This window comes from Pseudomonas sp. GW823-FHT06B06, assembly GCF_058795195.1.
In genome coordinates this window covers 98818-123419 of record NZ_JBXAHO010000021.1, presented here as the reverse complement: position 1 = coordinate 123419, position 24602 = coordinate 98818, and the positions used below count along the sequence as shown (strand labels likewise).

Sequence of the window (24602 nt, the reverse complement as noted above, 5' to 3'; positions counted from 1 at the left end):
AACAGTCAGAATCGAGCCTTGTCCCTCCTCCTCCCTTCAAGTCCTACCATACAAGCGAGCCTGCTCGCGAAGGCGATCTCAAATTCACCTCACTAATCGAGCCGTACCAAACAGGCTGACCCGACTCAGCTCCCCCTGCTCCTCTTCCAGCAAAATCGGCGCCGTACCACCCGGCATTACCACTTTCACCTCGCCGGCACTCACCCAACCTACCCGCCACGCCGCACACGCCACCGCCGACGCACTCGTCCCCGAGGACGCCGTCGGCCCTTCCCCGCGCTCGAACACCCGCGCGACAACATGACCTTCGGACTCACGCATCGCCCATTGCAGATTAATCCCTGCCGGACAGGGTTTACCTGCACCTGCAGGCATCGCATAGGCGATCCGCATCAGTCCCTCGGCCAATGGCGATTGCCTCATCTGCTCATTGCCCGGCAAGGCCTCGGCACTGTCCACCAGCGTCACGCAATGCGGATTGCCGACCCTGGCAAACTGACTGCGCGACCAGGCGCCATTAAGTGCTGACAACTGACGCACGTGGCTGAGCTCACGGCCGTTCAACTGCACAGCTTCAACGTCAACGGCACTGACCGCCGATGGCCCGAAGCCAGGCTGGCCCAGGTCTAGCCAGAAACCCTGCGCACCCTCGACTTGCGCGGCTTTCACCGATGTTTGCCCCGGCGAGGGTGTGTCGGATTTGTCGTGATGTACCCTGAGTACGCAGGCTTCATCGCTCGGAAACAGTCCCTGATCGCTCAACGCCTGGGAAAAAATCGTCAGCCCGTTGCCGCTGCGCTCGGCCAGTGTGCCGTCGGTGTTGACGATCAACAGGTCAAAGGGCGGCGATGACTGAAACGGCCCGACCAGCAAACCGTCGCTGCAATGATCCTTGCTGCCCGGCGGTTGCGTGCCGGGCGCCCAGGCACAGCACGCTTCGATGGCGGCCAGCGCCCAGTCTTCGCGAGTTTGAGCGGCGCGGTCTGCCTGATCGGGCACGTCGATGCCCTGCTGGCGCAGCGCCTCGGGCGCCACCACGTTGTAGATATTGCCCCGTGCATCGTACATCCGCGCCATGGCGCCCTCCCTGTTGGACATCTGGTTCTGGCACAACATATCGCGAAACACCGTCTGGCTGTGCAAGGATGTCAGCCTGTGGGCGTGCCAGATCACGGACGCTGAGCGAACCCTCGGGGCCTGATCACTGTCAGTTGCAGACGCGACGATTTTTCCAAGGATTGATATGACCAACCTCAACACCCAGACCTCATTCGTGCCAGGGCGCCTGGAACAGATGTCCACGCGCGTCGCCTTTTTCATCGCCGGGTTCGGCATCGCCGCGTGGGCGCCGCTGGTGCCCTATGCCAAGGCGCGGGCCGGGCTGGACGAAGGCACCCTGGGTTTGTTGCTGCTGTGCCTCGGTGTGGGCTCGATACTGGCGATGCCTATAGCTGGAATCCTGGCCACGCGCTTCGGGTGCCGCAAAGTGGCGACCGGTGGCACCTTGCTGATCTGTGCCGCGTTGCCTTTGCTGGCCACGGTATCGTCGATTCCGGCCTTGATTGGCGCATTGTTCATGTTCGGCGCGGGCCTGGGCACCGTCGATTCGACGGTGAACCTGCAGGCGGTGATCGTCGAGCGCGCCAGTGGCAAAAACATGATGTCGGGGTTTCACGGGTTGTTCAGCCTGGGCGGAATCGTCGGCGCTGCGGGCGTCAGTGCGCTGCTCGGCCTGGGGCTTGCGCCACTGGGGGCGATGCTGGTGGTCATCGTGTTGCTGCTGGTCGCACTGCTCAAGGCTGCCCCGCACATGCTGCCCTATGGCAGCGAAAGTTCGGGGCCGGCCTTCGCTGTTCCCCACGGTATCGTGCTGTTTATCGGCGGGATGTGTTTCATCGTGTTCCTCGCCGAAGGTGCCGCCCTGGACTGGAGCGCGGTGTTCCTGGTGCAGGAACGCGGCATCGACAAGGCCTACGCCGGCCTGGGTTACGCGGCTTTCGCACTGACCATGACGGTGGGCCGGTTGACCGGTGACGCCATCGTGCGTCGCCTGGGCGCAACGCGGGTCATTGTCTTCGGTGGGGCGGCGGCGGCGGCCGGTCTGCTGCTGGCCACGTTCGCCCCCAGCTGGGAAGCGGCGCTGGCGGGCTATGCGTTGCTGGGAGCCGGATGCTCGAACATCGTCCCAGTGCTGTATACCGCGGTGGGCAAGCAGACCGTGATGCCGCAAAGCATCGCCGTGCCGGCCATTACCACCCTGGGTTACGCGGGGATACTCGCAGGGCCTGCGGTGATCGGATTTGTCGCCCATGCCGCCAGCTTGAGTTTTGCCTTCGGCTTGATGGCGCTGTTGCTGCTGGCGGTGGCGATTGGCGGGAGAGTGTTGAAGGTTTAAAAGCATCGTCGGAACGCCACCCGGCGGCGTTCCGACCCCGGTCTCTCAGAACCCGACGCTGGCCTGCACGAAGAACGTGCGCGGCGTGCCGACGTACATGCCCGCGTTGTTGTCGCTGGAGCGGGTGAAGTACTGCTTGTCGAAGATGTTTTTCACCCCGGCCCCCAGCTTCAGGTTCGACACCTGCGGACCGAAATCATAGCCGGCGCGCACGTTCCAGGTGACGTAGCCCGGAATGTCGCCGTACTGCCCATCCGCCGTGCCTTCGGTGATGTAGTTGTTGCTGAAGCTGCCGTCAGCATTCACCGCCACGCCGGGGGAGCGTTGCTTGGACTGGGCGAAGGCATCCAGGTTGTAGGTCCAGCGATTGATGTCATAGCGCAGGCCAGCGGTTGCTACCTGGCGCGAGTAGAACGGCAGGTCACGCCCCTTGAAGTCCGGAATATCTCCTTCATAGACGGCGCGGGTGTAGGTGTAGCCGGCATTGGCGGTAAGACCGGCCAGCCGTGGGTCCAGCGCCGCCATGTCGTAGTGCACCGATGCCTCGATGCCCCGGTGCGTGGTAGCGCCGAGGTTGGTCCAGCCCGCATCGTTGCTGATGTATTGCAGCTCTTTATCGAAGTCGATGTAGAACAGCGTCACTTCACCGCCCCACACCTCATCGTTGTAGCGCGTACCGAGCTCGTAGGTCTTGGCCTTTTCCGGTTCCAGGCCATTGGCCGTTTCGTCACCTGCGCCACCCTGGCCGAGCTGAAAATACTGCAGGGAGCCGAACGAGGTTTCGTAGTTGGCGAACAGTTTCCAGGCATCAGACATGTGATACATCACGCTCAGCGCCGGCAGCGGCTCGTTACTCTCGATGCTGCGGCGTTTTTCCTGCACTGGCTTGCCCGCGGTGTCGAGCACCGGGCGATCATGCCACTCGGTCTGGATGTGTTCGAAACGCACACCTGGGGTGACAGTCCAGTTGCCGACATCGATTTTGTTGTCGACATACATCGCGTGGGCTTCAGTCCCCCCGGTACGGTCCTGGTACACATGGCCATCCGACCCCGGACGCACGACCGGCTCGTTGTTGACCAGCGCCAGGCGGCTGGCTTCTTCGTGCATGCCTTCTTTCAGGTAGCGATAACCGACGCTGACTTCCTGGGTCGTCTGACCGACGTCGAACACGTGGGACACACGCGGTTCGATGCCATAGGTGTAATAGGTGCGCGGAAACGAACCCAGGGTCTTCTGGTCGCGAGCGGCGATGTTGCTGCCACGAAAACTGTCGGAGTAGTAGGTCAGCACTTCGGCCTGGGTGCGGTCGTCGAGTTGACGAATCCACTTGAACGACACGTCCTTGCGGCGGCCGCTGAAGTTGTCGTGGTCGCGGTCGGACTGGAACGGGTCGGCGTCATACTGGGCCTGGGTCAGGCCGCCGGGCATGTCGGCCTTGGCATCGTAATAGTGGAAGTTGAGGCTGAAGTCATCCACATCGGTCGGCGCCCAGTGCGTCTTGAGAATCACGTCGTCGATGTCATTGCCATTGTTGCTTTTGCGATAACCGTTGCCGTTGACCCCGGAATACAACAGCGCCACGCCCATGCCGTTGTCGGCGGTGCCGCCGGCGAACAGCGTATCGATGTGCTTCCAGCCACCGTGTTGGGAGGTTTCCAGGGTGCTGCCGATTTCAGCCGAGGCTTGTTCCGGGATCGCACGGGTCACGAAGTTGATCACCCCACCCACGTTCTGCGGCCCATAACGCACGGAGCCGGCGCCGCGTACCACGTCGATGCTGTCGAGGTTACCAGAGGAAATCGGCGCCATGGACAACTGCGGCTGGCCATAGGGGGCGAAGGCCGCTGGCACGCCATCGATCAACACGGTCGAGCGTGGCGACAGGCGCGAAGTCAGCCCGCGAACACCGACGTTCAGAGAAATATCACTGCCACCGGTACCGTTGGCCTCCTGCACTTGCACACCCGGCACGCGCTTCAATACGTCGCCGACATTCATCGCGCCTTGCTCGACCATGGCCTCGCGGCGAATCACGGTACGGGCGCCGGGGTGGTTCTGCACCACCGCGGCATCGGCATCACCGAGCCAGTCGCCCACCACCTTGATGTCCGTGGCGCCAAGTTCCAGCGGGCCGTTTGCCGCAGAGGCCGGTGCCGGTAGCAGCGTCACCGAGCCTTCGTTGATCTGGTATTGCAGGCCGCTGCCTTGCAGCAACTGGCGCAGCGCTTCTTCCGGCGCGATATTGCCATCCACTGCCGGGGCCTGTTTGCCGGCCACCAGTTCCGGACTGAAAAAAACCTGCAGCGACGTTTGCTGGCCCAACTGGCTCAGGGCCTGCCCCAAAGGTTGCGCCGGGATGCGGATAGCCTCTCCAGCGAATGCCTGGGGCAGCGCCAGGTTGACCGCCAGTGCAAGGGCCAGCGGCAACCAAGGGGAATTGTTGTTTTTAGCGATGGTTTTTTTCACGTCGAACGTAGTCCTGAAGATCGCAAAAGTGTGCGCTTGTTAATGCAAACCAGTTGCAGTTGAACAGGAAGACGCTGAACTCGAAAAAAACCTGAATTTTATTTTGAAATTATTTCCTGACTGCCGTCATCGAGCGTGCGCACGGCCACCGGAAGGATGCTCGGCAAGGCCTTGAGCAACGCGTCGGTGTTGTCAGACTTGAACACGCTGGTCAGGCGCAGATTGCCCACTACGGCATTGCCGACCTTGAGCGGCTTCTCGCGATAACGCGAGACCTGTTCGGCGACATCGGCCAGGCTGGCGTTGTTGAACACCAGCTTGCCGTTGCGCCAGGCCGTCAGTTCAGCCGGGTTGACCGGATAGGCCACAGCGACCTTGCCCCCGGCATCGACATGGGTACCGAGACCCGCGGTCAAGCTGATGAAATCATCGGCGGCGGCATCGCGCCCCTGCACCTTGACCGTGCCCTGCTCCACCACGACCCGGGTTTCGGCGCTGCCCCGGCGTACATCGAAGCGGGTTCCGGTGACCGTGACCTTGCCACTTCCCGCATCAACGACAAAGGGCCGACGGCTGTCATGCTGGACGCTGAACATCGCCTCGCCTTCGCTCAGCTCAATGGCGCGGCGATGCTTTTCGAAGCGCACCTGAATCCGGCTGCGGCTGTCCAGGTCGACCATCGAACCATCGGGCAAGGCTACCTGGCGACGCTCGCCCAGGGCTGTGGAAAACTCGGCCGTGTAAGGCGACTGTTGCTTCAACCCGTTGGACAGGCCCAAGCCAACTGCCACCGCCAACACACTGGCGGCCACGGCATAGCGCAATATCGGTCGACGTTTGCTGCGTGACGGTGTTTCTTCGCACAACGCCTGTAGACGCGCCGCAGGCACCAGGTCGACGGCTGTCCACAGGCCCTGGAGCAACGCGAATTCGTCCCGGTGTTGAGGGTGTTCATTCAGCCAGCGTTCGAATTGGCGATGAGCATCGACATCGACGACGGGCTCCTGCAAACGCACAAACCAGCGCGCCGCTTCATCGCGAACCGTTGTTTGCCCGCACGCACAATCACGAGTATCCATCATGGAAGTTCCTGTTGAGCCGGGGATGAATAACCACACCGCATCATGACTGCAACCCGTCCAGGCGGTCGCGCAGATGCCGCAGGGTGCGGATCATATACTTTTCCACCATGTTCCTGGACAGCCCCAGGCGTTCGGCGATTTCAGCCTGGGTCAAGCCCTCGATCTTCTGCCAGACAAACACCTTGCGGCAGTTGACCGGCAGCTCGGTGAGCGCCCGCTCGATGGAATCGGCCAACTGGATCGCCTGCATGAAATGCTCCGGGTCGCCGGACGACGACACACTGAGATCAATTGCCCCTGACTCCATGGCACTCCGTCGATCCTCACGTCGATAACCGTCCACCGCGATGTTGCGCGCAGTCTGGTGCAGATAGGCCCGGGGTTGCTGCACCGCCGCCGAATCCGACTCGAGCACGCGCACGAAGGTATCGTGGGCCAGGTCCTCGGCCTGCTGACGGTTTCTCAGGCGACGGGTCCAGGTGCCAATCAACTCTTCGTAATGCTCGAAAAAGCCGTGTCTGCGGGGCAGCTTGGGGGTCATTGCGGTGTGCTGTGGAGACGAGGACGTGAATAGTAATGCTTCCTATTAACTCAAGGCAACGGGTAGCGGCCGAGCGGCGCGAAGGCTAACGCTCATTAGCCTTCGCGCCGCGAGTACCCGGCAGTTCCACACGCGCCACCAGCCCTACGCCGGTGCGATTGCGCAGTGTCAGCTCCCCACCCTGCTCTCGAACGATCGCCCGCGCAGCAGACAATCCCAGCCCCACGCCACCCGTATCCCGGTTGCGTGAGGTCTCCAGACGGTAGAAGGGATCGAACACCTGTTCGAGGGCGGACTCGGGTATGCCGGGGCCCTCGTCACTGACTTCGATACAGACCATGTGCCCTTCACGCCTTAGCTCGATTGCCGGCTCATGTGCATATTTCACGGCGTTTTCCAGCAGGTTGACGATCACGCGCTTGATCCCGAGCGGGCGGCCGTCGTACACCAGGTGGGCGGGACCCGTGAAGTGGACGACGATGTCCTGGTCGCGAAAATCATCGACGATCGTTTGCAACAATTCCGAAAGGTCGAATGCCGTGGCGTGCTCCCCGTGGCTTTCATCACGGAAAAAACCCAGCGCCGCGTTGATCATCGTTTGCATCTCTTCGATGTCGCGCACCATTTTGCGCTGCTGTTCCAGGTCGTCCATGAATTCGCTGCGCAGACGCATCCGGGTCAGGGGCGCGCGCAAGTCGTGGGAGATGGCCGCGAGCATCTGCGTACGCTCGCTGAGAAAGTGTCGGATCTGGGCTTGCATGATGTTGAAGGCAATGGTGGCCTGGCGTATTTCATAGGGGCCTTCGATCTTGATCGGCGGCGCGCGCAGGTCATCGCCAAAGCGCCGTGCAGCGCTGGCAAAACGTTGCAGCGGACTGGCCAGTTGTCGCGTGGCAATCCAGGCGACCAGCAGGGTAGCCACCAGCCCCAGGGCGATGATAATCGCGATCCGTACGCTGGAGTCGAGCCCCCAGCTGCGTTCCGGCGGGGTGAACGACAGCCAGCTGCCATCGCGTAGCTCAACCAGTGCCACGTAGTGCGCCTGGGGGCTTTCGTCCGGCCAGTCGCCGGGGTTGAAGACTCGAATGTCACGGGGAACATCACCCAGCAATTGCTGCAGCGGCGAATGCTCGTGCCCTACCTGCAAACCGCCCGGGGGCAGATGGAAGTCGGCCCGCCGTTCGTGCCAAACCACCTCAAGCATCGGATGGCTGGCGGCAGAGGCCAACGACGAGCGCAACGGCACAGGCGCTGCCTCGATCACCCGCACATTCGCGGCCATTTGCTCGAGCAGGCCGGTGCGCTCAATGGGCGGACGGCCCCAGGTTCCGGCGAGCTGCACGAACAAGCCGTTGAGGGCCAGGGACGCGAGCATCGCCGCGACGATTGTCAGCGCAATGCGCGACCTGAGGGTATCGCGAGGGACTATTCGCGGGACTAATCGCGGAACCATTCGAGCGACCAGGCGGCGGATCATGAGCGGGTCACCTTGGCGCAGAACATATACCCGCCATTACGCACGGTGCGAATGAGATCCGGGCGCTTGCTGTCCGGCTCGATCTTGCGACGCAGTCGACTGACCTGCACATCGATGCTGCGGTCATAGGCATCGTGCCCCTGGCCACGCGCCAGGTCGATCAACTGTTCGCGGGTGAGAATGCGCTGCGGATGCTCGAGAAAAACCCGCAGCAAATCGAACTCGCCCGCGGACAACGGAATCATCACGCCCTCGGGCGAACGCAGTTCACGACAAGTGATGTCCAGGTGCCAATCGGCGAATGTGATGATCGGACGCGAGGGCTCGAGCCCCGGGCTTTTCTCGCCGGCGCGACGCTGCACGGCACGCAGCCTGGCAAGCAGCTCCCGAGGGTCGAAAGGCTTGGTCAGGTAATCGTCGGCGCCCAGTTCCAGGCCGACAATGCGATCGCTCAGTTCACCCATCGCAGTCAACATGACGATCGCAATATCGGTCCGCGCCCGCAATTTCTGGCAGAGGCTCAGGCCACCTTCGCCGGGTAGCATCAGGTCCAGGATGATGATGTCCGGGCGGTTCTTTTCGATCATCGCCCACATGGCCTCACCATGGGTGGCCAAGTCCACCTCGTAGGCATGCTGAACAAAAAACTGTTTCAGCAGGGACAGGATTTCCACATCGTCGTCGACGATCAGCAGTCTGCTCACGTTCGGGGATCCACGGCCAAAAAAGAGCGTATCTAAAACCATTCCGGTGCCAGGGTCATATATTTCAATCCAGCAACATTTCTACTTGCATGACATCAATCGGACATACGGTCGCAACCCACTTGCGGCACCCTGCGCGAATTCCAACTCATGAGGTCTTCCATGCAGGGTTCGAACAGCACCTACGCAACCGAGACAACCGACAGCGCTCACACAGTGATCCTCAACCAGCGCACCAGTGCGCCAGGGCAAGACGAGCCGATTCTATTCCAGCAATCGTGCCTGGGACTGACCGACGATCGGACCCAGGTCGTGCTGCGCCGCTATTTCGAGCGGTACAGCCCGACCACCAGCAACTGGGTGGAATACATCCACCACGTGCCGATTGCCGAGTTTACCCAGTGGATCATGGCCAACGGCGATCTGCGTATCGAATGCTCGGAAGACCTGCCAGGCTCCACCCTCCAATCAGGAACCCCTTGATGAGAAAGCGCTTCTCGCTGCCGCTATTGGCCGCTGTAACCCTCGTCCTCTCGGCGTGCAGCAACAAAAAAGTCGCATCCCCCGACAGCTATTCAGGCTTTCTGAACGACTACAGCGCCCTGACCGAGCACCAGTCACCTTCAGGCCAACCGGTACTGAGCTGGGTAAACCCCAAGCTTGAGCTCGACCGCTACACCCAGGTTTATATCGAACCGAGCCAATACTACCCGCAGCCCAAACCCAGCGAGCGCCTGCCACAGACCACGCTCGGCGACACGACCTGGTACTACGATGCGGTGCTCAAGTTTGAGATGGGCAAGGTCTTGACCGTGGTCACCACTCCGGGGCCCAAGACCCTGATCGTGCGACCGTCAATCACCCGAGTGAGCGCCAGCACCCAGGGCCTGCGCTATTACGAATGGCTACCGATCACCCTGGTTGCAGCAGGCGTCAGCACCGCCACCGGGATCCGCGACCAGGACAGTGAAATTGCCACCGAGGTCGCCTTTCTCGATGGCGAGACCAGGACCCTTGTCGCCAAAGTGGTGCGCGTGGGCACGGGGATACCGCTGGAGAACGACAAGCAGGTCATCACCACGGCAAACATCAAGGGCGTGCTCGACGGCTGGGCCAGCGACCTGCGCAAGTCGTACCTGGCGATGCATAAATAGAAGGCTGCTTGCCAATCGGGATCCAATGGGGAAAATTGATTCAGGCAGGCAGTCAAAGCAATCTGGCAGGAATCCAAATGCAGGTTTCGACTGGCTGTTGCAAAGTGCAAGCATGCCAGTCACCGGCTTTTCCCCAGGAATGCACCCATGTCCAGCGCCAAAGTACTGCCAAAAAGATCACCGCTTGCCCGGCTCGCCCTGGCCATCTCCCTGAGCGTCCTCGGCCTGCCCCTGTGCATGGACAATGCCCAGGCCCACGGCGGCCAAGCCGAAATGGTGCCGCTGCAGGCAGGCCTCGAGGAATTTGGCGCCACGGTCAAATGGGACGACTACTCGAACCTGTTCACCATTGCCAAGGACGGTGTCTACCTCAAGGTCAAGCCGGACAGCAAAGTGGCCATGCTCAACGGCAAGCGCATGGAGCTGACGGTGCCCGTGGTGTTCAAGGGCAAGACCGCCTTCATGTCCAAGGACTTCATCAACCAGGTGTTCCAGTCCGGCCTGGACACGACCTTTGTGGTAGAGACCCGTCCTAACCCGCTCAACCCCCTGAGTGCGGCCGAAATCACCGCGGCGGTGGACATCGTCAAGCAATCGGAACACTACAAGCCGGGCTTTCGCTTCACCGAAGTCTCGGTCAAGGCGCCGCCGAAGGATCAGGTGTGGAACTTCGTCTACACCGGGCAAAACGTGACCCAGCCGCGCCAGGCCAATATCGTCGTGCTGGACGGCAAGCACGTGATCGAAGCGCTGGTGGATCTCGACAGCAAGGCGTTGCAATCCTGGAAGCCCATCGAAGGCGCCCATGGCATGGTGCTGCTGGATGATTTCGCCACGGTGCAAACCGCTGTCGAAACCAGCCCCGAATACGCGCAAGCCTTGGCCAAGCGCGGCATCAACGATGTGAAGAAAGTCGTCGCCACGCCGCTGACCGTCGGTTACTTCGACGGCAAGGACAGGCTGGCGCAGGACAAGCGCCTGCTGAAGATCGTCAGCTACCTCAATGTCGATGACGGCAACTACTGGGCGCATCCGATCGAGGGCCTGGTGGCGATTGTCGATCTGGAACAGAAAAAGCTGATCAAGATCGAAGACGAAGCGCTGGTTCCGGTCCCGATGAAACCGACGCCCTACGACGGACGCGGGCGCAAGGGCGTGGCGGTCAAGCCGCTGGAAATCATCGAACCCGAAGGCAAGAACTACACCATCACCGGCAATAGCATTCACTGGCAGAACTGGGACTTCCACGTTCGCCTCGATTCGCGGGTCGGCCCGATCCTGTCCACGGTCACCTACGACGACAAGGGCAAGAAGCGCAAGATCATGTACGAAGGCTCCCTGGGCGGGATGATCGTGCCTTACGGCGACCCGGATGTCGGCTGGTACTTCAAGGCATACCTGGATTCCGGCGACTACGGCATGGGCACCCTGACCTCGCCTATCGCCCGTGGCAAAGACGCCCCGGAAAACGCCGTGCTGCTGGACGCCACCATCGCCGACTACACCGGCGCACCGACGTCGATTCCGCGCGCCATGGCGGTGTTCGAGCGCTATGCCGGCCCGGAATACAAACACCAGGAAATGGGCCAGCCCAACCTCAGCACCGAACGGCGTGAGCTGGTGGTGCGCTGGATCAGTACCGTCGGCAACTATGACTACATCTTCGACTGGGTCTTCCAGCAGAACGGCACCATCGGCATCGACGCCGGCGCCACCGGCATCGAAGCCGTCAAGGGTGTGAAATCCAAAACCATGCACGAAGAAACCGCCAAGGAAGACACGCGCTACGGCACCCTGCTCGACCACAACATCGTCGGCACCACGCACCAGCACATCTATAACTTCCGCCTGGACATGGACGTCGACGGCGAGAGCAACTCGCTGGTGGAAGTGAACCCGGTGGTGCTGCCCAACGACCGTGGCGGGCCGCGCACCAGCACCATGCAAACCGAAACCCGCGTGGTCAGCACCGAGCAGCAGGCGGCGCAGAAATTCGACCCCTCGACCGTGCGCCTGCTGAGCAACTTGAGCAAGGAAAACAAGGTCGGCAACCCGGTGTCGTACCAGCTGATTCCCTATGCCGGCGGCACGCACCCGGTGGCCAAGGGCGCCAACTTCGGCACGGACGAATGGCTGTACCACCGCCTGAGCTTCATGGACAAGCAGCTGTGGGTGACGCAATACAACCCTGAGGAAAAGTACCCGGAAGGCAAATACCCGAACCGCTCGGACAAGGACTCGGGACTGGGGCAATTCACCCAGGATAACCATTCCATCGAGAACACCGACGACGTGGTCTGGCTGACCACCGGCACCACCCACATCGCCCGGGCCGAAGAATGGCCGATCATGCCGACCGAGTGGGTGCATGTCCTGCTGAAGCCGTGGAATTTCTTCGATGAAACGCCGACGCTGAATCTCAACTCGCCGAAATAAAATGCAGGACGCATCCCCTGTAGGAGCGTCGACCGGCTGCTCCTACAGGGTTATGCGATCTTCAGGCATGCCGCTTGCGATATTCCCCCGGCGCAATGCCGAAGCGCGATTTGAATGCCGTGGAAAAATAGCTCGAATCGGAAAAACCCCACGAATACCCCAGCACCGACAACTTCTGTTCCTTGCCCGATTGACGCAGGGTTTCGGCACACAGGTCCAACCGACGGTTCTTGATGTAGCGCGCCACCACCAGGCCTTTCTTGGCGAACATCCGGTACAACCCACGGGTCGACATGCCAACTTCCCGCGCCAGCCATTCCGGGCACAGCTCTTCGCAGCGGATGTGCTGGTCGATGACGCTCAGGGTCTTGCGGAAGGTGCGCTCGTGCGGATCCGTGCAATCGTCGCTCTGGCTGATGGCCGGGCGCAGCAGGCTGACAATCGCCTCCAGGGTCGCCTCGCTTTCCTGGCGACTGAGGTTCTGCTGGCGCGTGGCATCGAGGATCAAGCGGTGCGAAAGCATGGCGATTGGCGATGTCGCGGCAATCCGATGGCCGCACTTGACCTGGTTGAAGCGCAACGTCTGCTCCACCAGTTGGTACGGCAGGATAAGCGACAATTGTCGGGAGTTTTCGCTGTAGGTGAAGTCGCTGGGCCGCGCAGCATCGATCAACGTGATGTCCCCGGCGGACAGCTGGACCCTGTCGTCGCCCTGGGCCATGCCCGCGGTGCCATCGAGCTGGAACACCGCAAAGTACTTACCGTCCTCGCCCGCCGCGACTTCCTGCGGCGTGCGGTACAGCCGCGCCTGGCAGGCATCGACGAAGCTGAGCTTGAGGGCATCGCTGCGGTGTTCGCGAATCTGCCCGGCAAAGCCGGTTCCCAGGGGTTGGGCGTTGAAGGCGCCACAGATCTGGTTGATCTGGTGGATCCACTGATCGAACCCATCCTGGCGCTGTGCGGTTGTAGAAATCATGTCAGGCCTCACGCAGGCTTATTTTTATTGTCTACGTCAATCAACAGGTTCTCCTGAACAGCGACTCTCCCTGACCGTCGACGGGTTATTTCAACCCGCCAAACCGTCGATAAAAACTCTCGCCCACATCCGGTAGCGGTCCGTCGGCGGTTTCCAGTGCGCTGTTCAGCCATTCCTCGGCCTTGGCGTAGATCAAACGGTAAATGTTGCGGCACAACTGCCGGGCTGCTCGCCCTTCCCAGTCGCCGGGTAACAACTCGTCCGGCAGTTGCGGGTCGCGCAGCAGTAGTTTGCGGTATTCGTGAATAAGCAGGATCCGCGCCAGGAAGCAGTCGGCTGGCTGCAGGTTTTCCTGTTCGCGCAGGGCTTGCCATAGCGGTCGGAACAGCTGGATGAATTCGCTGTAGTGGGTTGCCAGCTCCTCGATGTTCCAGCTCTCGCGCACTTGCAGGCGCAGGGCCTTGGAGGCGAGTACGTCTTGAGCGGTGGTTTCGAAGACGATGGTTTCTTCCTGGGCGCCGAGGTCCAGCAGCGTCGCGTTGACATCCGTGCGATCGCTGCGCGGACAGGCCAGCACCACCGGCGAAATCGCACCAAAACCTTGCCATTCCAGCTCTTCGCGCACTTGTTTGCGCTTGTCCTGGGTCAGTTGCGACAGCATCACCAGGCACCAGGAACCATCCCAGGCCGGCATGCTGGTGCTGTAGACCCGTTTGAACGCCTTGTCGAAACGCCGGCGACCGGTGCCGGTCAGGCTGTAGTAACTACGACGACCCACCTTCTCGGCGGTCAGCCAGCCTTCCTTGGTCAGGCGAAAAATCGACGTGCGGATCAGTCGCTCGTTGATGCCGATCGGTTCGAGCAACTGGATCAGGCTGCCCAGCCAGACGGTCCCGCCGTGGGGTTCGATGGCATCACCGTACAGGGTGATGATCAAGGAACTGGCACGGATCGGTGTCTGCTCTTGAAAGCGTGTAATCAGATGGTTCAAGGGTATCAGGGACGACATGGGCGTACCGGGCTGAAAAAAGAAAAGGAATATACCGAAAACCTGCCTGTTAATCGCAAATCCCCTTGTGGGAGCGAGCCTGCTCGCAAAAGCGGTGTACCAGTCACCATCAATATTGAATGTCAGACCGCATTCGCGAGCAGGCTCGCTCCCACAGGGGGATTGTGTTCACAAGGTATTGCCTTTCGGTCGAAGGCCTCTGTCACTGATTCGCGGCCGCTCCGGCTCTGGCTCCGCCAACGGCTCGCACACCTGAATTTGCGTGAGGCAACGCTTGGCCAGCTCCTGATACTCACGAGTACCCGCCTGCTTCCACGCCACTTCCTGATCGCTAAGCATGCGTTTGACACTCGCCGGCGCGCCCATGACCAATGATTGCTCGGGGCATTCGAACCCGGCCTTGACGAACGCCGCCGCCGACACGAAAGACCGCGGGCCGATACGTGCGTTGTCCATCACCACCGCATTCATCCCCACCAGCGCGTCGGCGCCGATCCGGCAACCGTGCAGCACGGCACCGTGGCCGATGTGGCCATTGCGCTCGACCACGGTGTCGCTGTCGGGGAAGCCGTGCATCACGCAGGTGTCCTGAATGTTGGCGCCCTCCTCCAGCACGATCCGCCCGAAATCACCGCGCAGGCTGGCCAGCGGCCCTACATAACAGTGGGGGCCAATGATCACGTCACCGATCAACACGGCGGACGGATGCACATAGGCGCTCGGGTCAACCACCGGGGTCAGGCCATCAAGGCTGTAGCAGGTCATGGGAGGTTCCTTGGCAAAGCGATGCAAATATTGACTTATTTTGTATCACATCGCTTTTACCAGCACAAAGACTAAAAAGCGTATCACTTGATAGCGGCGTTCCAACGGGGTGCATTTCAATCGCCACAGCCCGCGACAGCACCAATAAAATCAATGATCATAGCGTAATTTTCTGCTTCATGCAGACCACCTTCAGAAATCATAAATCTGACAATAGGACACATTAATTCGTTTTTTATGTTGATTTTACGTATCACGTTATAGGTATACTCCGGCAAAACCGGCCCCTGCGGCCGATCCAATAACAAGCCGGCCTCAGCGCCGAGCGTTCACCGTGAGGGCATCCGCCATGCCTCAAACCCTTGCCGTCGAATTCATCGAGCCTGGCGTACGCCTGATTACCCTGCAGCGCCCACAAGCGCTGAACGCCCTGAACACCCAGCTGCTGGGTGAGCTGGCTGATGAGTTGAGCATCGCCCAAGCCGACCCCAAGACCCGTGCCGTGGTCATGACCGGCAGCCGCAAGGCCTTCGCCGCCGGTGCCGACATCAAGGAAATGGCCGAGCGCGATCTGGTCGGCATCCTCGATGACCCGCGCCAGGCCTCATGGCAAGCCATCACCCGCTTCAACAAACCGCTGATCGCCGCCGTCAACGGCTTCGCCCTCGGCGGCGGCTGCGAACTGGCCATGCACGCCGACATCATCATTGCCGGCGAAGATGCGCGCTTCGGCCAGCCGGAAATCAACCTCGGGATCATGCCCGGCGCGGGTGGCACCCAACGCCTGCTGCGCGCCGTCGGCAAATCCATGGCCATGCAGATGGTCCTGAGCGGCGAGCCGATTGACGCTCGCCAGGCCCAGCGCGCCGGCCTGGTCAGCGAAGTCACCCAGCCTGAATTCACTGTCGATCGCGCGCTGCAGGTTGCCCGCCAGATCGCCGCCAAGGCACCGCTGGCGGTACGCCTGGCCAAGGAAGCGCTGCTCAAGGCCATGGACACCGACCTCGCCAGCGGCCTGCGCTTCGAGCGTCATGCCTTCACCGTGCTGGCCGGCACCCGCGACCGCGACGAAGGCATTGCCGCCTTCCAGGAAAAACGCACGCCGACTTTCACCGGCCAGTAATCCATGAATTCGTACGACCTCTTAGAGAGCGCCAAGACCATGAACTTCGAACACATCCTGTTTTCCATCGAGGCCGGCGTCGCCCTGCTCAGCCTCAATCGCCCGGATCAGCTCAACAGCTTCAACACCCAGATGCATGGCGAAGTGAAGGAGGCGCTCAAGCAGGTGCGGCAGAACCCCGACGTGCGCGTGCTGCTGCTGACCGGCGAAGGCCGTGGCTTCTGCGCAGGACAAGACCTGAGCGACCGCAATGTCGCACCAGGCAGTGCCGTACCGGACCTGGGCGAGTCCATCGAGAAGTTCTACAACCCGCTGATCCGCCAACTGCGTGACTTGCCGATGCCGGTGATTTGCGCGGTCAACGGCGTGGCCGCTGGCGCTGGCGCCAACATCCCACTCGCTTGCGACCTGGTGCTGGCAGCGCGTTCGGCCAGCTTCATCCAGGCCTTTTGCAAGATCGGCCTGATCCCTGATTCCGGGGGTACCTGGACCCTGCCGCGCCTGGTCGGCATGGCCCGAGCCAAGGCACTGGCCCTGCTCGGCAATCGCCTGAGCGCCGAACAGGCCGAGCAATGGGGGCTGATCTACCGCTGCGTGGAAGACGCCGAACTGCGCGACGAAGCGTTGAAACTGGCGCAACACCTGGCCACCCAACCGACCTACGGCCTGGCGCTGATCAAACGCAGCCTGAACGCCAGCATGAGCAACAGCTTTGATGAACAGCTGGAACTGGAGCGTGACCTGCAACGCCTGGCCGGGCGCAGCGAGGACTACCGCGAAGGCGTCGGCGCCTTCATGGAAAAACGCACCCCAAGCTTCAAGGGACGTTGAGTCATGAGCGCATTGAACACTTCTGCACGCATCGCCGTGATCGGCGCCGGCGCCATGGGTGCCGGCATTGCCCAGGTCGCGGCGCAGGCCGGGCATCCGGTGTTGCTGCTGGACAATCGCCCCGGCGCTGCGGCCCAGGCCATTGAAGGCATCGATCGGCAACTGGGCAAACGGGTCGAGAACGGCAAGCTGCCCGCCGAGTCGCGCAGCGCAACCATCGCCCGCCTGCAGGCCGTGGAAGCCATCGAAGCCCTGGCCGATTGCGATTTGATCATCGAGGCCATCGTCGAGAACCTCGAGGTCAAGCGCGCGCTGTTCCGCCAGCTGGAAGGCATCTGCAGCGCGCAGTGCATCCTGGCGAGCAACACTTCGTCGCTGTCGATCACCAGCATTGCAGCGCAGCTGCAACACCCGCAACGCCTGCTCGGCCTGCACTTCTTCAACCCGGCGCCCGTCATGGCGCTGGTGGAAATCGTCTCGGGGCTGGCCAGCGATCCGGCTTTGGCCGAGTGCCTGTACGACACCGCCAAGGCGTGGGGCAAAAAACCGGTGCACACCCGCTCCACGCCGGGCTTCATCGTCAACCGCGTGGCCCGGCCGTTCTACGCCGAAAGCCTGCGCCTGCTGCAGGAAGGTGCCGCCGATTGCCCAACCCTGGATGCGCTGATGCGCGAGGCCGGGGGCTTTGCCATGGGCGCCTTCGAGCTCACCGACCTGATCGGCCATGACGTCAACTATGCCGTGACTTGCTCGGTGTTCGACGCCTATTACCAGGACACGCGCTTTCAGCCGTCGCTGATCCAGAAAGAGCTGGTAGACGGTGGACGACTGGGACGCAAGAGCGGACAGGGTTTCTACGCTTACGCCCAAGGCGCCGAGCGCCCGCAAGCGGCTGAAATCAGCAGTGCGGCGACCGTCGATGGTTGCGTTGCCGAAGGTGACCTGGGGTTCGCCCAAGGCCTGCTCGGGCGTCTGCAAGCGCAAGGCGTTGAAGTCCTCCAGCGAGATGGCCGCGGTTTGCTGCGCGTGGGTGATGCCGTGCTGGCCCTGAACGACGGACGCATGGCCTGTCAGCGAGCCCGGGAAGACGGGTTGCGTAACCTGATTCTGCTGGATCTGGCGTTCGACTATGCCAAGGCCCAACGTATCGCTATCAGCCATGCAGCCGGCATTGATCCGCTGGCACTCGAACAAGGCGTTGCACTGCTGCAACGGGCCGGGCTCAAGGTCAGCCTGCTCAGCGACAGCCCGGCCCTCGCCGTCCTACGCACCGTGGCGATGCTCGCCAACGAGGCCGCCGACGCCTTGTTGCAAGGCGTGGCCTCGGCCGCCGACATCGATCTGGCGATGCGCGCCGGGGTCAATTATCCCCAAGGCCCGCTGGCCTGGGCCGATGCCGTGGGTCTGCCGCACATCCTCAATACGCTGGACAACCTGCAAGCCGCTTATGGCGAAGAACGCTACCGGCCATCGTTGCTGCTGCGCCGCCGCGTAGCCGAAGGGAGAAACTTCCATGACTAACCACGAAGCGATGAACCTGGCCAGCGACTGCGCGCAAGCGTTGTTCCAGCGCGACAACGCCAGCCAGGCCATGGGCATGCGCCTGCTGTCCGCCGGCCCAGGCTCCGCTCGCGTGGGCATGACCGTGCGCGAAGACATGGTCCAGGGCCACGGCACCTGCCACGGCGGCTACCTGTTCGCCCTCGCCGACTCGGCATTTGCCTTTGCCTGCAACAGCTACAACGAAGCCACCGTGGCCATCGGCTGCAGCATCGACTACATCGCCCCGGCGCGCCTGGGCGACACGCTCAATGCCGACTGCATCGAGCAAAGCCGCTCCGGGCGCACCGGCAACTACGACGTACGCATTGAAAACCAGCAGGGCCAGTTGATCGCCCTGTTCCACGGCAAGTCCTACAAAGTGCGCGGCTCGGTGCTGGCGCAGGAGACCCCCAATGAATGACGCCCTGATCATCGACGCCGTTCGCACCCCGATCGGCCGCTACGCCGGAGTGCTGAGCAGCGTGCGCGCCGACGACCTCGGCGCGGTGCCGCTGCGCGAACTGCTGCGCCGTCACCCGCAAGTGGACTGGAACACGGTGGACGATGTGATCTACGGCTGCGCCAACCAGGCCGGCGAAGACAACCGCAACGTCGCACGCATGTCGGCACTGCTGGCCGGGTTGCCGGTCAGCGTACCCGGCACCACCCTCAATCGCCTGTGCGGCTCCGGGCTGGATGCGGTCGGCACCGCAGCGCGGGCGATTCGCAGTGGCGAAACCGGGTTGATGCTGGTCGGCGGCGTTGAATCGATGTCCCGCGCCCCACTGGTGATGGGCAAGGCCGAACAGGCGTTTTCCCGTTCGGCCGAGATCTTCGACACCACCATCGGCTGGCGTTTCGTCAATCCGCTGATGAAAAAGACGTACGGAATCGACTCCATGCCGGAAACGGCAGAGAACGTTGCCGAACAGTTCAATATCTCCCGCGCCGATCAGGACGCCTTCGCCCTGCGCAGCCAGCAACGCGCCGCCGCTGCCCAGGCCAACGGACGCCTGGCGAAAGAAATCGTCGCGGTGGAAATTCCCCAGCGCAAAGGCCCGGCCAAAGTGGTCGAGCACGACGAGCACCCACGCGGCGACACAACCCTTGAGCAGTTGGCCAAACTGGGCACGCCATTCCGCGAGGGCGGCAGCGTTACCGCCGGCAATGCCTCGGGCGTCAACGACGGTGCCTGCGCGCTGTTGCTGGCAAGCCCCGAAGCTGCCAAACGCCACGGCCTGATCGCTCGTGGCCGGGTGGTGGCGATGGCGACCGCTGGCGTCGAGCCGCGCATCATGGGTATCGGTCCGGTCCCGGCCACCCGCAAGGTGCTGGAGGTTGCAAACCTGAGCCTGGCGGACATGGACGTGATCGAGCTCAACGAAGCCTTTGCCGCCCAGGGCCTGGCCGTCCTGCGCGAACTGGGCCTGAGCGACACCGACCCACGGGTCAACCCCAACGGCGGCGCCATCGCCCTGGGCCACCCGTTGGGCATGAGCGGCGCACGCCTGGTCACCACCGCCCTGCATGAACTGGAGGAGCGCAATGGCCGCTATGCCCTGTGCACCATGTGCATCGGCGTTGGTCAAGGGATCGCGCTGATCATCGAGCGTCTACCCCACTAAAGAATCGCGATTCCCGGGGTGCCGAGAGGTATCCTTGGGGCATGCACTCAAAGCCCCTGCATACAGGGGCTGGAACACAAAAACAATTCGAGTGAACACATGAACATGCCAATTGCCCAAGCCGTGCTAGATCCCGTGCTGGACCCGCTGGAAACCGCCAGCATCGACGAGCTGCGCCAACATCAACTGGAGCGCCTGCGCTGGAGCCTGAACCACGCCTACAACAATGTGCCGCTATACCGTCAGCGTTTCGATGCCCTGGGCGTGCACCCGGACGACATCAAGTCCCTCGACGACCTGGCGAAATTCCCCTTCACCACCAAGTCCGACCTGCGCGACAACTACCCCTATGGCATGTTTGCCGTGCCAATGCATGACATCGTGCGCCTGCACGCATCCAGCGGCACCACCGGCAAACCGACCGTGGTCGGCTACACCCAGAACGACATCGACACCTGGGCCAATGTGGTGGCGCGCTCCATCCGCGCGGCGGGTGGCCGGCGTGGCGACAAGGTACACATCTCCTACGGCTACGGGCTGTTCACCGGCGGCCTCGGTGCGCACTACGGCGCCGAACGCCTGGGTTGCACGGTGATCCCGATGTCCGGCGGCCAGACCGAAAAACAAGTGCAGCTGATCAAGGATTTCCAGCCGGACATCATCATGGTCACGCCGTCCTACATGCTCAACATCGCCGACGAGATCGAGCGCCAGGGCATCGACCCGCACAAACTGGCCCTGCGCCTGGGCATCTTCGGCGCCGAGCCATGGACCGCCGAGCTGCGCAGTGCCATCGAGCAGCGCCTGGGCATCACCGCGCTCGACATCTACGGTCTCTCGGAAATCATGGGGCCCGGTGTCGCCATGGAGTGCGCCGAGACCAAGGACGGTCCGACCATCTGGGAAGACCACTTCTACCCGGAAATCATCGACCCGGTCACCGGCGAAGTGCTACCGGACGGGCAAATGGGCGAACTGGTGTTCACGTCCCTGAGCAAAGAAGCGCTGCCGATGATCCGCTACCGCACCCGCGACCTGACGCGCCTGCTGCCGGGCACTGCGCGGCCGATGCGGCGGATCGACAAGATCACCGGGCGCAGCGACGACATGCTGATCATCCGCGGGGTCAACGTGTTCCCGACGCAGATCGAGGAGCAAGTACTGAAAATCAAAAAGCTTTCCGAGTGCTACGAGATCCATCTGTATCGCAATGGCAACCTGGACAGCGTTGATGTGCATGTCGAGTTGAAGGCCGAGCACCAGCACCTGAGCGAAGAACAGCAGAAGGCTGTTTGCGGGGAGCTCGGCAAACACATCAAGACGTACATCGGGATCAGTTCGCGAATCGTCCTGCAGCCTTTCCATTCGATCAAGCGATCCGAGGGCAAAGCCTGCCACGTCGTCGATAAACGCCCTAAAGCATGACTGCTGCACCCCTTTGAGCCCCGCTGATGCGGGGCTTTTTTTTGGGGGGGCATTTAACACGGTCCCTGTGGGAGCGGGCTTGCTCGCGAAGGGGCCGTGTCAGGCGACATATGTGGTGAATGGCACACCGCATTCGCGAGCAAGCCCGCTCCCACAGGGGGGATTGGGACCGCCATGGATAGGTATTCACCCTAAAAAACCAACCTTTCATCCCAAAGCGATACAAAAACAAATACGACACGTCATTTTCTGTTTGATATTAATTTTTGTATCGCTTATAAAGTTCTCCATGCCCTCGAACAGATTCACGGCGGGAGACCCCCATGTACGCACAGCTCGTAGAAACAGGCGTAAAGCGCATCAAAGACCTCTCGGAGATGTCCGATGAGGAGCGCGCCTTCCAGGAAAAAATCGATTCAGAAATCAAGATCGAAGCCAAGAACTGGATGCCAGATGCCTACCGGCAAACCCTGATCCGGCAGATTTCCCAGCACGCCCACTCGGAAATCGTCGGCATGCTCCCGGAAGGCAACTGGGTCACCCGCGCGCCGACGCTCAAACGCAAATTGCAATTGATGGCCAAGATCCAGGACGAAGCCGGTCACGGCCTGTACCTGTACAGCGCCATGGAAACCCTGGGTGCCGACCGCGATGAAGAGATCGCCAAGCTGCACAGCGGCAAGGCCAAGTATTCGAGCATCTTCAATTACCCGACGCTGAACTGGGCCGACATGGGTGCGGTGGGCTGGCTGGTGGATGGCGCGGCGATCGTCAACCAGGTGGTGCTGCAGCGCACCTCCTACGGCCCCTATTCCCGGGCGATGATCCGCATCTGCAAGGAAGAGAGTTTCCACCAGCGCCAGGGCTACGAAATCCTCCTGACCATGATGCGTCACGGCACTCAGGCGCAAAAAGACATGGTCCAGGATGCGATCAACCGCCTGTGGTGGCCGTCGCTGATGATGTTCGGCCCAAGCGATGAACACTCGCCAAACAGCGCGCAATCCATGGCCTGGAAAATCAAGCGCCAGAGCAACGACGAACTGCGCCAGCGCTTCATCGACCAGACCATCCCGCAGCTGGAACTGCTGGGCTGCACCTGCCCCGACCCGGACTTGAAGTGGAACGCCGAGCGCGGTCACTACGACTTCGGCGAAATCCAGTGGGACGAATTCTACGAAGTGCTCAAGGGTAACGGCCCGTGCAACACCGAACGCGTCGCCACCCGCCGCAAGGCGATTGAAGACGGCGCGTGGGTTCGTGAAGCCGCCGTCGCCCACGCCCGCAAAAAACAAAACAAGAACGCCGCTTGATTGATCTTCGGCGGCTTCCATGCCGCCAAAAGATCGCAGGCTGCGCCAGCTCCTACAGGAGCCGGTGATCCCATGTAGGAGCTGCCGAAGGCTGCGATCTTTTGATCTTCAGCCCCGTCAGCAAAAAACCGAACAGATGTGGAGTAACTGAAATGTCCGAATGGACCCTCTTCGAAGTCTTCGTGCGCAGCAAGCACGGCCTCAACCACAAGCACGTCGGCAGCGTGCATGCCGCCGACACCACCATGGCGATCGAGAACGCCCGCGAGCTGTACACCCGTCGTAGCGAAGGCGTGAGCCTGTGGGTCGTGCCCTCAAAGCTGATCACCGCCTCATCGCCGGATGAGAAAGACCCGCTGTTCGATCCGTCGGACGACAAGGTTTACCGCCATGCCAGCTTCTACGAGCTGCCGGCCGAAGTCGGGCACATGTGAGGTCGACCATGAATAACAAGACCGATCTGATCGAATACCTGCTGCGCCTGGGCGACAGCGCCCTGATCCAGGGCCAGCGCCTATGCCAGTGGTGCGGCAAGGCCCCGGCGCTGGAAGAAGAGCTGGCGCTGATGAACGTCGGCCTCGACTTGGTGGGCCAGGCCCGCAACTGGCTGGACTACGCCGCCGAGCTGCTGGACGACGGCCGCGACGCCGACGACCTGGCGTTCCGCCGCGACGAGCGCGCCTATCGCAACCTGCTGTTGGTGGAACAACCTAACGGCGATTACGCGGTAACCCTCCTCAAGCAGTTCCTGTATGACGCCTGGCACCTGCCGGTCCTCCAGGGCCTGAGCCAGTCCAGCGATGAGCGCATTGCCGGGATCGCCGCCAAAGCGGTCAAGGAAGTCACCTATCACCTGCGCCGCTCCGGCGAGTGGGTCGAGCGTCTGGGTGACGGCACCGAGGAAAGCCACCAGCGCATGCTCGCGGCCATTCCCGAGGTCTGGCGTTTTACCGTTGAATTGATCGCCGCCGATGACAGCGAACAGCGCCTGTGCGAAGCCGGTATCACCCCGGACATCGCCAGCGTGAGGGCGCAGTGGCAAGCCAAGGTCAACGACATTTTCGCCAGCGCCACCCTGCCCGTGCCGGCAGCACCGAGCTATTTCTACCTGAATGCGCGCAAGGGCCTGCACACCGAGCACCTGGGCATCCTGCTGGCCGAAATGCAGTTCCTGCCACGAGCGTACCCCGATGCAACCTGGTGAGTTGATCGCCAGCGACCGCGGCGCCCGGCCGGCACAACCGACCGACTTAACCGCCGCCTGGGCGATCCTGGCCGAGGTCATGGACCCGGAAGTCCCGGTGGTCAGCGTGGTGGACCTGGGGATCGTCCGCGATCTCGACTGGCAAGCCGGGCACTTGCATGTGGTGGTCACCCCGACCTATTCCGGATGCCCGGCGACCGAAGTGATCGAGGGTGATATCCGCCAGGCGCTGGAACAGGCCGGCTTCCAGGCACCGAACCTGGAGCGCCGCCTGACCCCGGCCTGGACCACCGACTGGATCACCGACAGCGGCCGCGAACGCCTGCGCGCCTACGGCATCGCACCACCTGAAGGCAGCACCAGCAAACGCAGCCTGCTCGGCGAAAGCCCGGTGATCGCCTGCCCGCAATGCGGCAGCGTCCACACCGAAGTGCTCAGCGAGTTTGGCTCCACCGCGTGCAAGGCGCTGTATCGCTGCGTCGATTGCCGGGAACCGTTCGACTATTTCAAGTGCATCTGAGCGGCGTCTGC

General features: G+C 62.0%; 23 protein-coding genes. 14 read left to right on the top strand and 9 right to left on the bottom strand.

What is annotated here, in order from left to right:
- Positions 1-84: 84 nt before the first annotated feature.
- Positions 85-1077: a diaminopimelate epimerase gene (locus AC1Q8Q_RS19805; protein ID WP_042955215.1), complete on the bottom strand. Its 993-nt coding sequence runs from the start codon at positions 1075-1077 to the stop codon at positions 85-87.
- Between the two features lie 166 nt (positions 1078-1243).
- Between AC1Q8Q_RS19805 and AC1Q8Q_RS19800 the strand changes: the two genes are divergently transcribed.
- Positions 1244-2395: an MFS transporter gene (locus tag AC1Q8Q_RS19800; protein WP_020795531.1), complete on the top strand. Its 1152-nt coding sequence runs from the start codon at positions 1244-1246 to the stop codon at positions 2393-2395.
- A 45-nt stretch (positions 2396-2440) separates the two neighbouring features.
- Here the strand turns inward: AC1Q8Q_RS19800 and AC1Q8Q_RS19795 are convergent, their stop codons facing one another.
- From AC1Q8Q_RS19795 to AC1Q8Q_RS19775, 5 genes are all read right to left on the bottom strand, one after another.
- Positions 2441-4864, bottom strand: coding sequence for a TonB-dependent siderophore receptor (locus AC1Q8Q_RS19795; RefSeq protein WP_168758640.1), 2424 nt, complete (start codon positions 4862-4864; stop codon positions 2441-2443).
- 98 nt (positions 4865-4962) lie between these two features.
- Positions 4963-5946, bottom strand: coding sequence for a FecR family protein (locus tag AC1Q8Q_RS19790; protein ID WP_492615412.1), 984 nt, complete (start codon positions 5944-5946; stop codon positions 4963-4965).
- A 40-nt stretch (positions 5947-5986) separates the two neighbouring features.
- A complete protein-coding gene (locus AC1Q8Q_RS19785; RefSeq protein WP_110749242.1) occupies positions 5987-6487 on the bottom strand; it encodes a sigma-70 family RNA polymerase sigma factor in 501 nt (166 codons plus the stop codon).
- Positions 6488-6572: 85 nt separating this feature from the next.
- On the bottom strand, positions 6573-7964 hold the full coding sequence (locus tag AC1Q8Q_RS19780; RefSeq protein ID WP_492615411.1) for an ATP-binding protein: 1392 nt from the start codon (positions 7962-7964) through the stop codon (positions 6573-6575).
- A complete protein-coding gene (locus AC1Q8Q_RS19775; protein ID WP_050511638.1) occupies positions 7961-8710 on the bottom strand; it encodes a response regulator in 750 nt (249 codons plus the stop codon). Before AC1Q8Q_RS19775 ends, AC1Q8Q_RS19780 begins: the two co-directional genes overlap by 4 nt.
- 120 nt (positions 8711-8830) lie before the next feature.
- Between AC1Q8Q_RS19775 and AC1Q8Q_RS19770 the strand changes: the two genes are divergently transcribed.
- From AC1Q8Q_RS19770 to tynA, 3 genes are all read left to right on the top strand, one after another.
- The gene (locus tag AC1Q8Q_RS19770; RefSeq protein ID WP_033044164.1) at positions 8831-9151 is read left to right on the top strand and encodes a hypothetical protein; all 321 of its coding nucleotides are present in this window, start codon (positions 8831-8833) and stop codon (positions 9149-9151) included.
- Positions 9151-9822 carry a DUF3313 domain-containing protein gene (locus AC1Q8Q_RS19765; RefSeq protein WP_168758644.1) on the top strand — a complete coding sequence of 224 codons (672 nt, stop codon included), beginning with the start codon at positions 9151-9153 and terminating at the stop codon, positions 9820-9822. Before AC1Q8Q_RS19770 ends, AC1Q8Q_RS19765 begins: the two co-directional genes overlap by 1 nt.
- Before the next feature lie 147 nt (positions 9823-9969).
- Complete coding sequence (gene tynA, locus AC1Q8Q_RS19760) at positions 9970-12258, top strand: primary-amine oxidase (protein WP_492615410.1); 2289 nt, start codon at positions 9970-9972, stop codon at positions 12256-12258.
- A gap of 61 nt (positions 12259-12319) precedes the next feature.
- On the opposite strand, the gene feaR is transcribed toward tynA, so the two are convergent.
- The 3 genes from feaR to paaY all read right to left on the bottom strand — a co-directional run bounded on the left by feaR (position 12320) and on the right by paaY (position 15008).
- Positions 12320-13234: a transcriptional regulator FeaR gene (gene feaR, locus AC1Q8Q_RS19755; protein ID WP_020795540.1), complete on the bottom strand. Its 915-nt coding sequence runs from the start codon at positions 13232-13234 to the stop codon at positions 12320-12322.
- 85 nt (positions 13235-13319) lie between these two features.
- The gene (gene paaX / locus AC1Q8Q_RS19750; RefSeq protein WP_020795541.1) at positions 13320-14243 is read right to left on the bottom strand and encodes a phenylacetic acid degradation operon negative regulatory protein PaaX; all 924 of its coding nucleotides are present in this window, start codon (positions 14241-14243) and stop codon (positions 13320-13322) included.
- Positions 14244-14411: 168 nt separating this feature from the next.
- Positions 14412-15008 carry a phenylacetic acid degradation protein PaaY gene (gene paaY, locus AC1Q8Q_RS19745; RefSeq protein WP_168758649.1) on the bottom strand — a complete coding sequence of 199 codons (597 nt, stop codon included), beginning with the start codon at positions 15006-15008 and terminating at the stop codon, positions 14412-14414.
- Positions 15009-15357: 349 nt separating this feature from the next.
- Between paaY and paaF the strand changes: the two genes are divergently transcribed.
- The 10 genes from paaF (at position 15358) to paaD (ending at position 24591) form a co-directional block, all read left to right on the top strand.
- Positions 15358-16131 (top strand): 2,3-dehydroadipyl-CoA hydratase PaaF, encoded by a 774-nt coding sequence (paaF, locus tag AC1Q8Q_RS19740; protein ID WP_020795544.1) that lies wholly within the window; start codon positions 15358-15360, stop codon positions 16129-16131.
- A gap of 39 nt (positions 16132-16170) precedes the next feature.
- Complete coding sequence (paaG, locus tag AC1Q8Q_RS19735) at positions 16171-16962, top strand: 2-(1,2-epoxy-1,2-dihydrophenyl)acetyl-CoA isomerase PaaG (RefSeq protein ID WP_020795545.1); 792 nt, start codon at positions 16171-16173, stop codon at positions 16960-16962.
- 3 nt (positions 16963-16965) lie between these two features.
- Complete coding sequence (paaH, locus tag AC1Q8Q_RS19730) at positions 16966-18483, top strand: 3-hydroxyacyl-CoA dehydrogenase PaaH (protein WP_492615409.1); 1518 nt, start codon at positions 16966-16968, stop codon at positions 18481-18483.
- Positions 18476-18925 (top strand): hydroxyphenylacetyl-CoA thioesterase PaaI, encoded by a 450-nt coding sequence (gene paaI, locus AC1Q8Q_RS19725; RefSeq protein ID WP_083349517.1) that lies wholly within the window; start codon positions 18476-18478, stop codon positions 18923-18925. Before paaH ends, paaI begins: the two co-directional genes overlap by 8 nt.
- Complete coding sequence (gene pcaF, locus AC1Q8Q_RS19720; RefSeq protein ID WP_492615408.1) at positions 18918-20129, top strand: 3-oxoadipyl-CoA thiolase; 1212 nt, start codon at positions 18918-18920, stop codon at positions 20127-20129. Before paaI ends, pcaF begins: the two co-directional genes overlap by 8 nt.
- Positions 20130-20228: 99 nt before the next feature.
- Positions 20229-21554 (top strand): phenylacetate--CoA ligase PaaK, encoded by a 1326-nt coding sequence (paaK, locus tag AC1Q8Q_RS19715; protein WP_492615407.1) that lies wholly within the window; start codon positions 20229-20231, stop codon positions 21552-21554.
- Between the two features lie 323 nt (positions 21555-21877).
- Complete coding sequence (gene paaA, locus AC1Q8Q_RS19710; protein WP_020795550.1) at positions 21878-22867, top strand: 1,2-phenylacetyl-CoA epoxidase subunit PaaA; 990 nt, start codon at positions 21878-21880, stop codon at positions 22865-22867.
- Positions 22868-23019: 152 nt separating this feature from the next.
- Positions 23020-23301: a 1,2-phenylacetyl-CoA epoxidase subunit PaaB gene (paaB, locus tag AC1Q8Q_RS19705; RefSeq protein WP_020795551.1), complete on the top strand. Its 282-nt coding sequence runs from the start codon at positions 23020-23022 to the stop codon at positions 23299-23301.
- A gap of 8 nt (positions 23302-23309) precedes the next feature.
- Positions 23310-24071 (top strand): 1,2-phenylacetyl-CoA epoxidase subunit PaaC, encoded by a 762-nt coding sequence (gene paaC / locus AC1Q8Q_RS19700; RefSeq protein ID WP_033043863.1) that lies wholly within the window; start codon positions 23310-23312, stop codon positions 24069-24071.
- On the top strand, positions 24058-24591 hold the full coding sequence (gene paaD, locus AC1Q8Q_RS19695; protein ID WP_492615406.1) for a 1,2-phenylacetyl-CoA epoxidase subunit PaaD: 534 nt from the start codon (positions 24058-24060) through the stop codon (positions 24589-24591). Before paaC ends, paaD begins: the two co-directional genes overlap by 14 nt.
- The last annotated feature ends 11 nt before the right edge of the window (positions 24592-24602 follow it).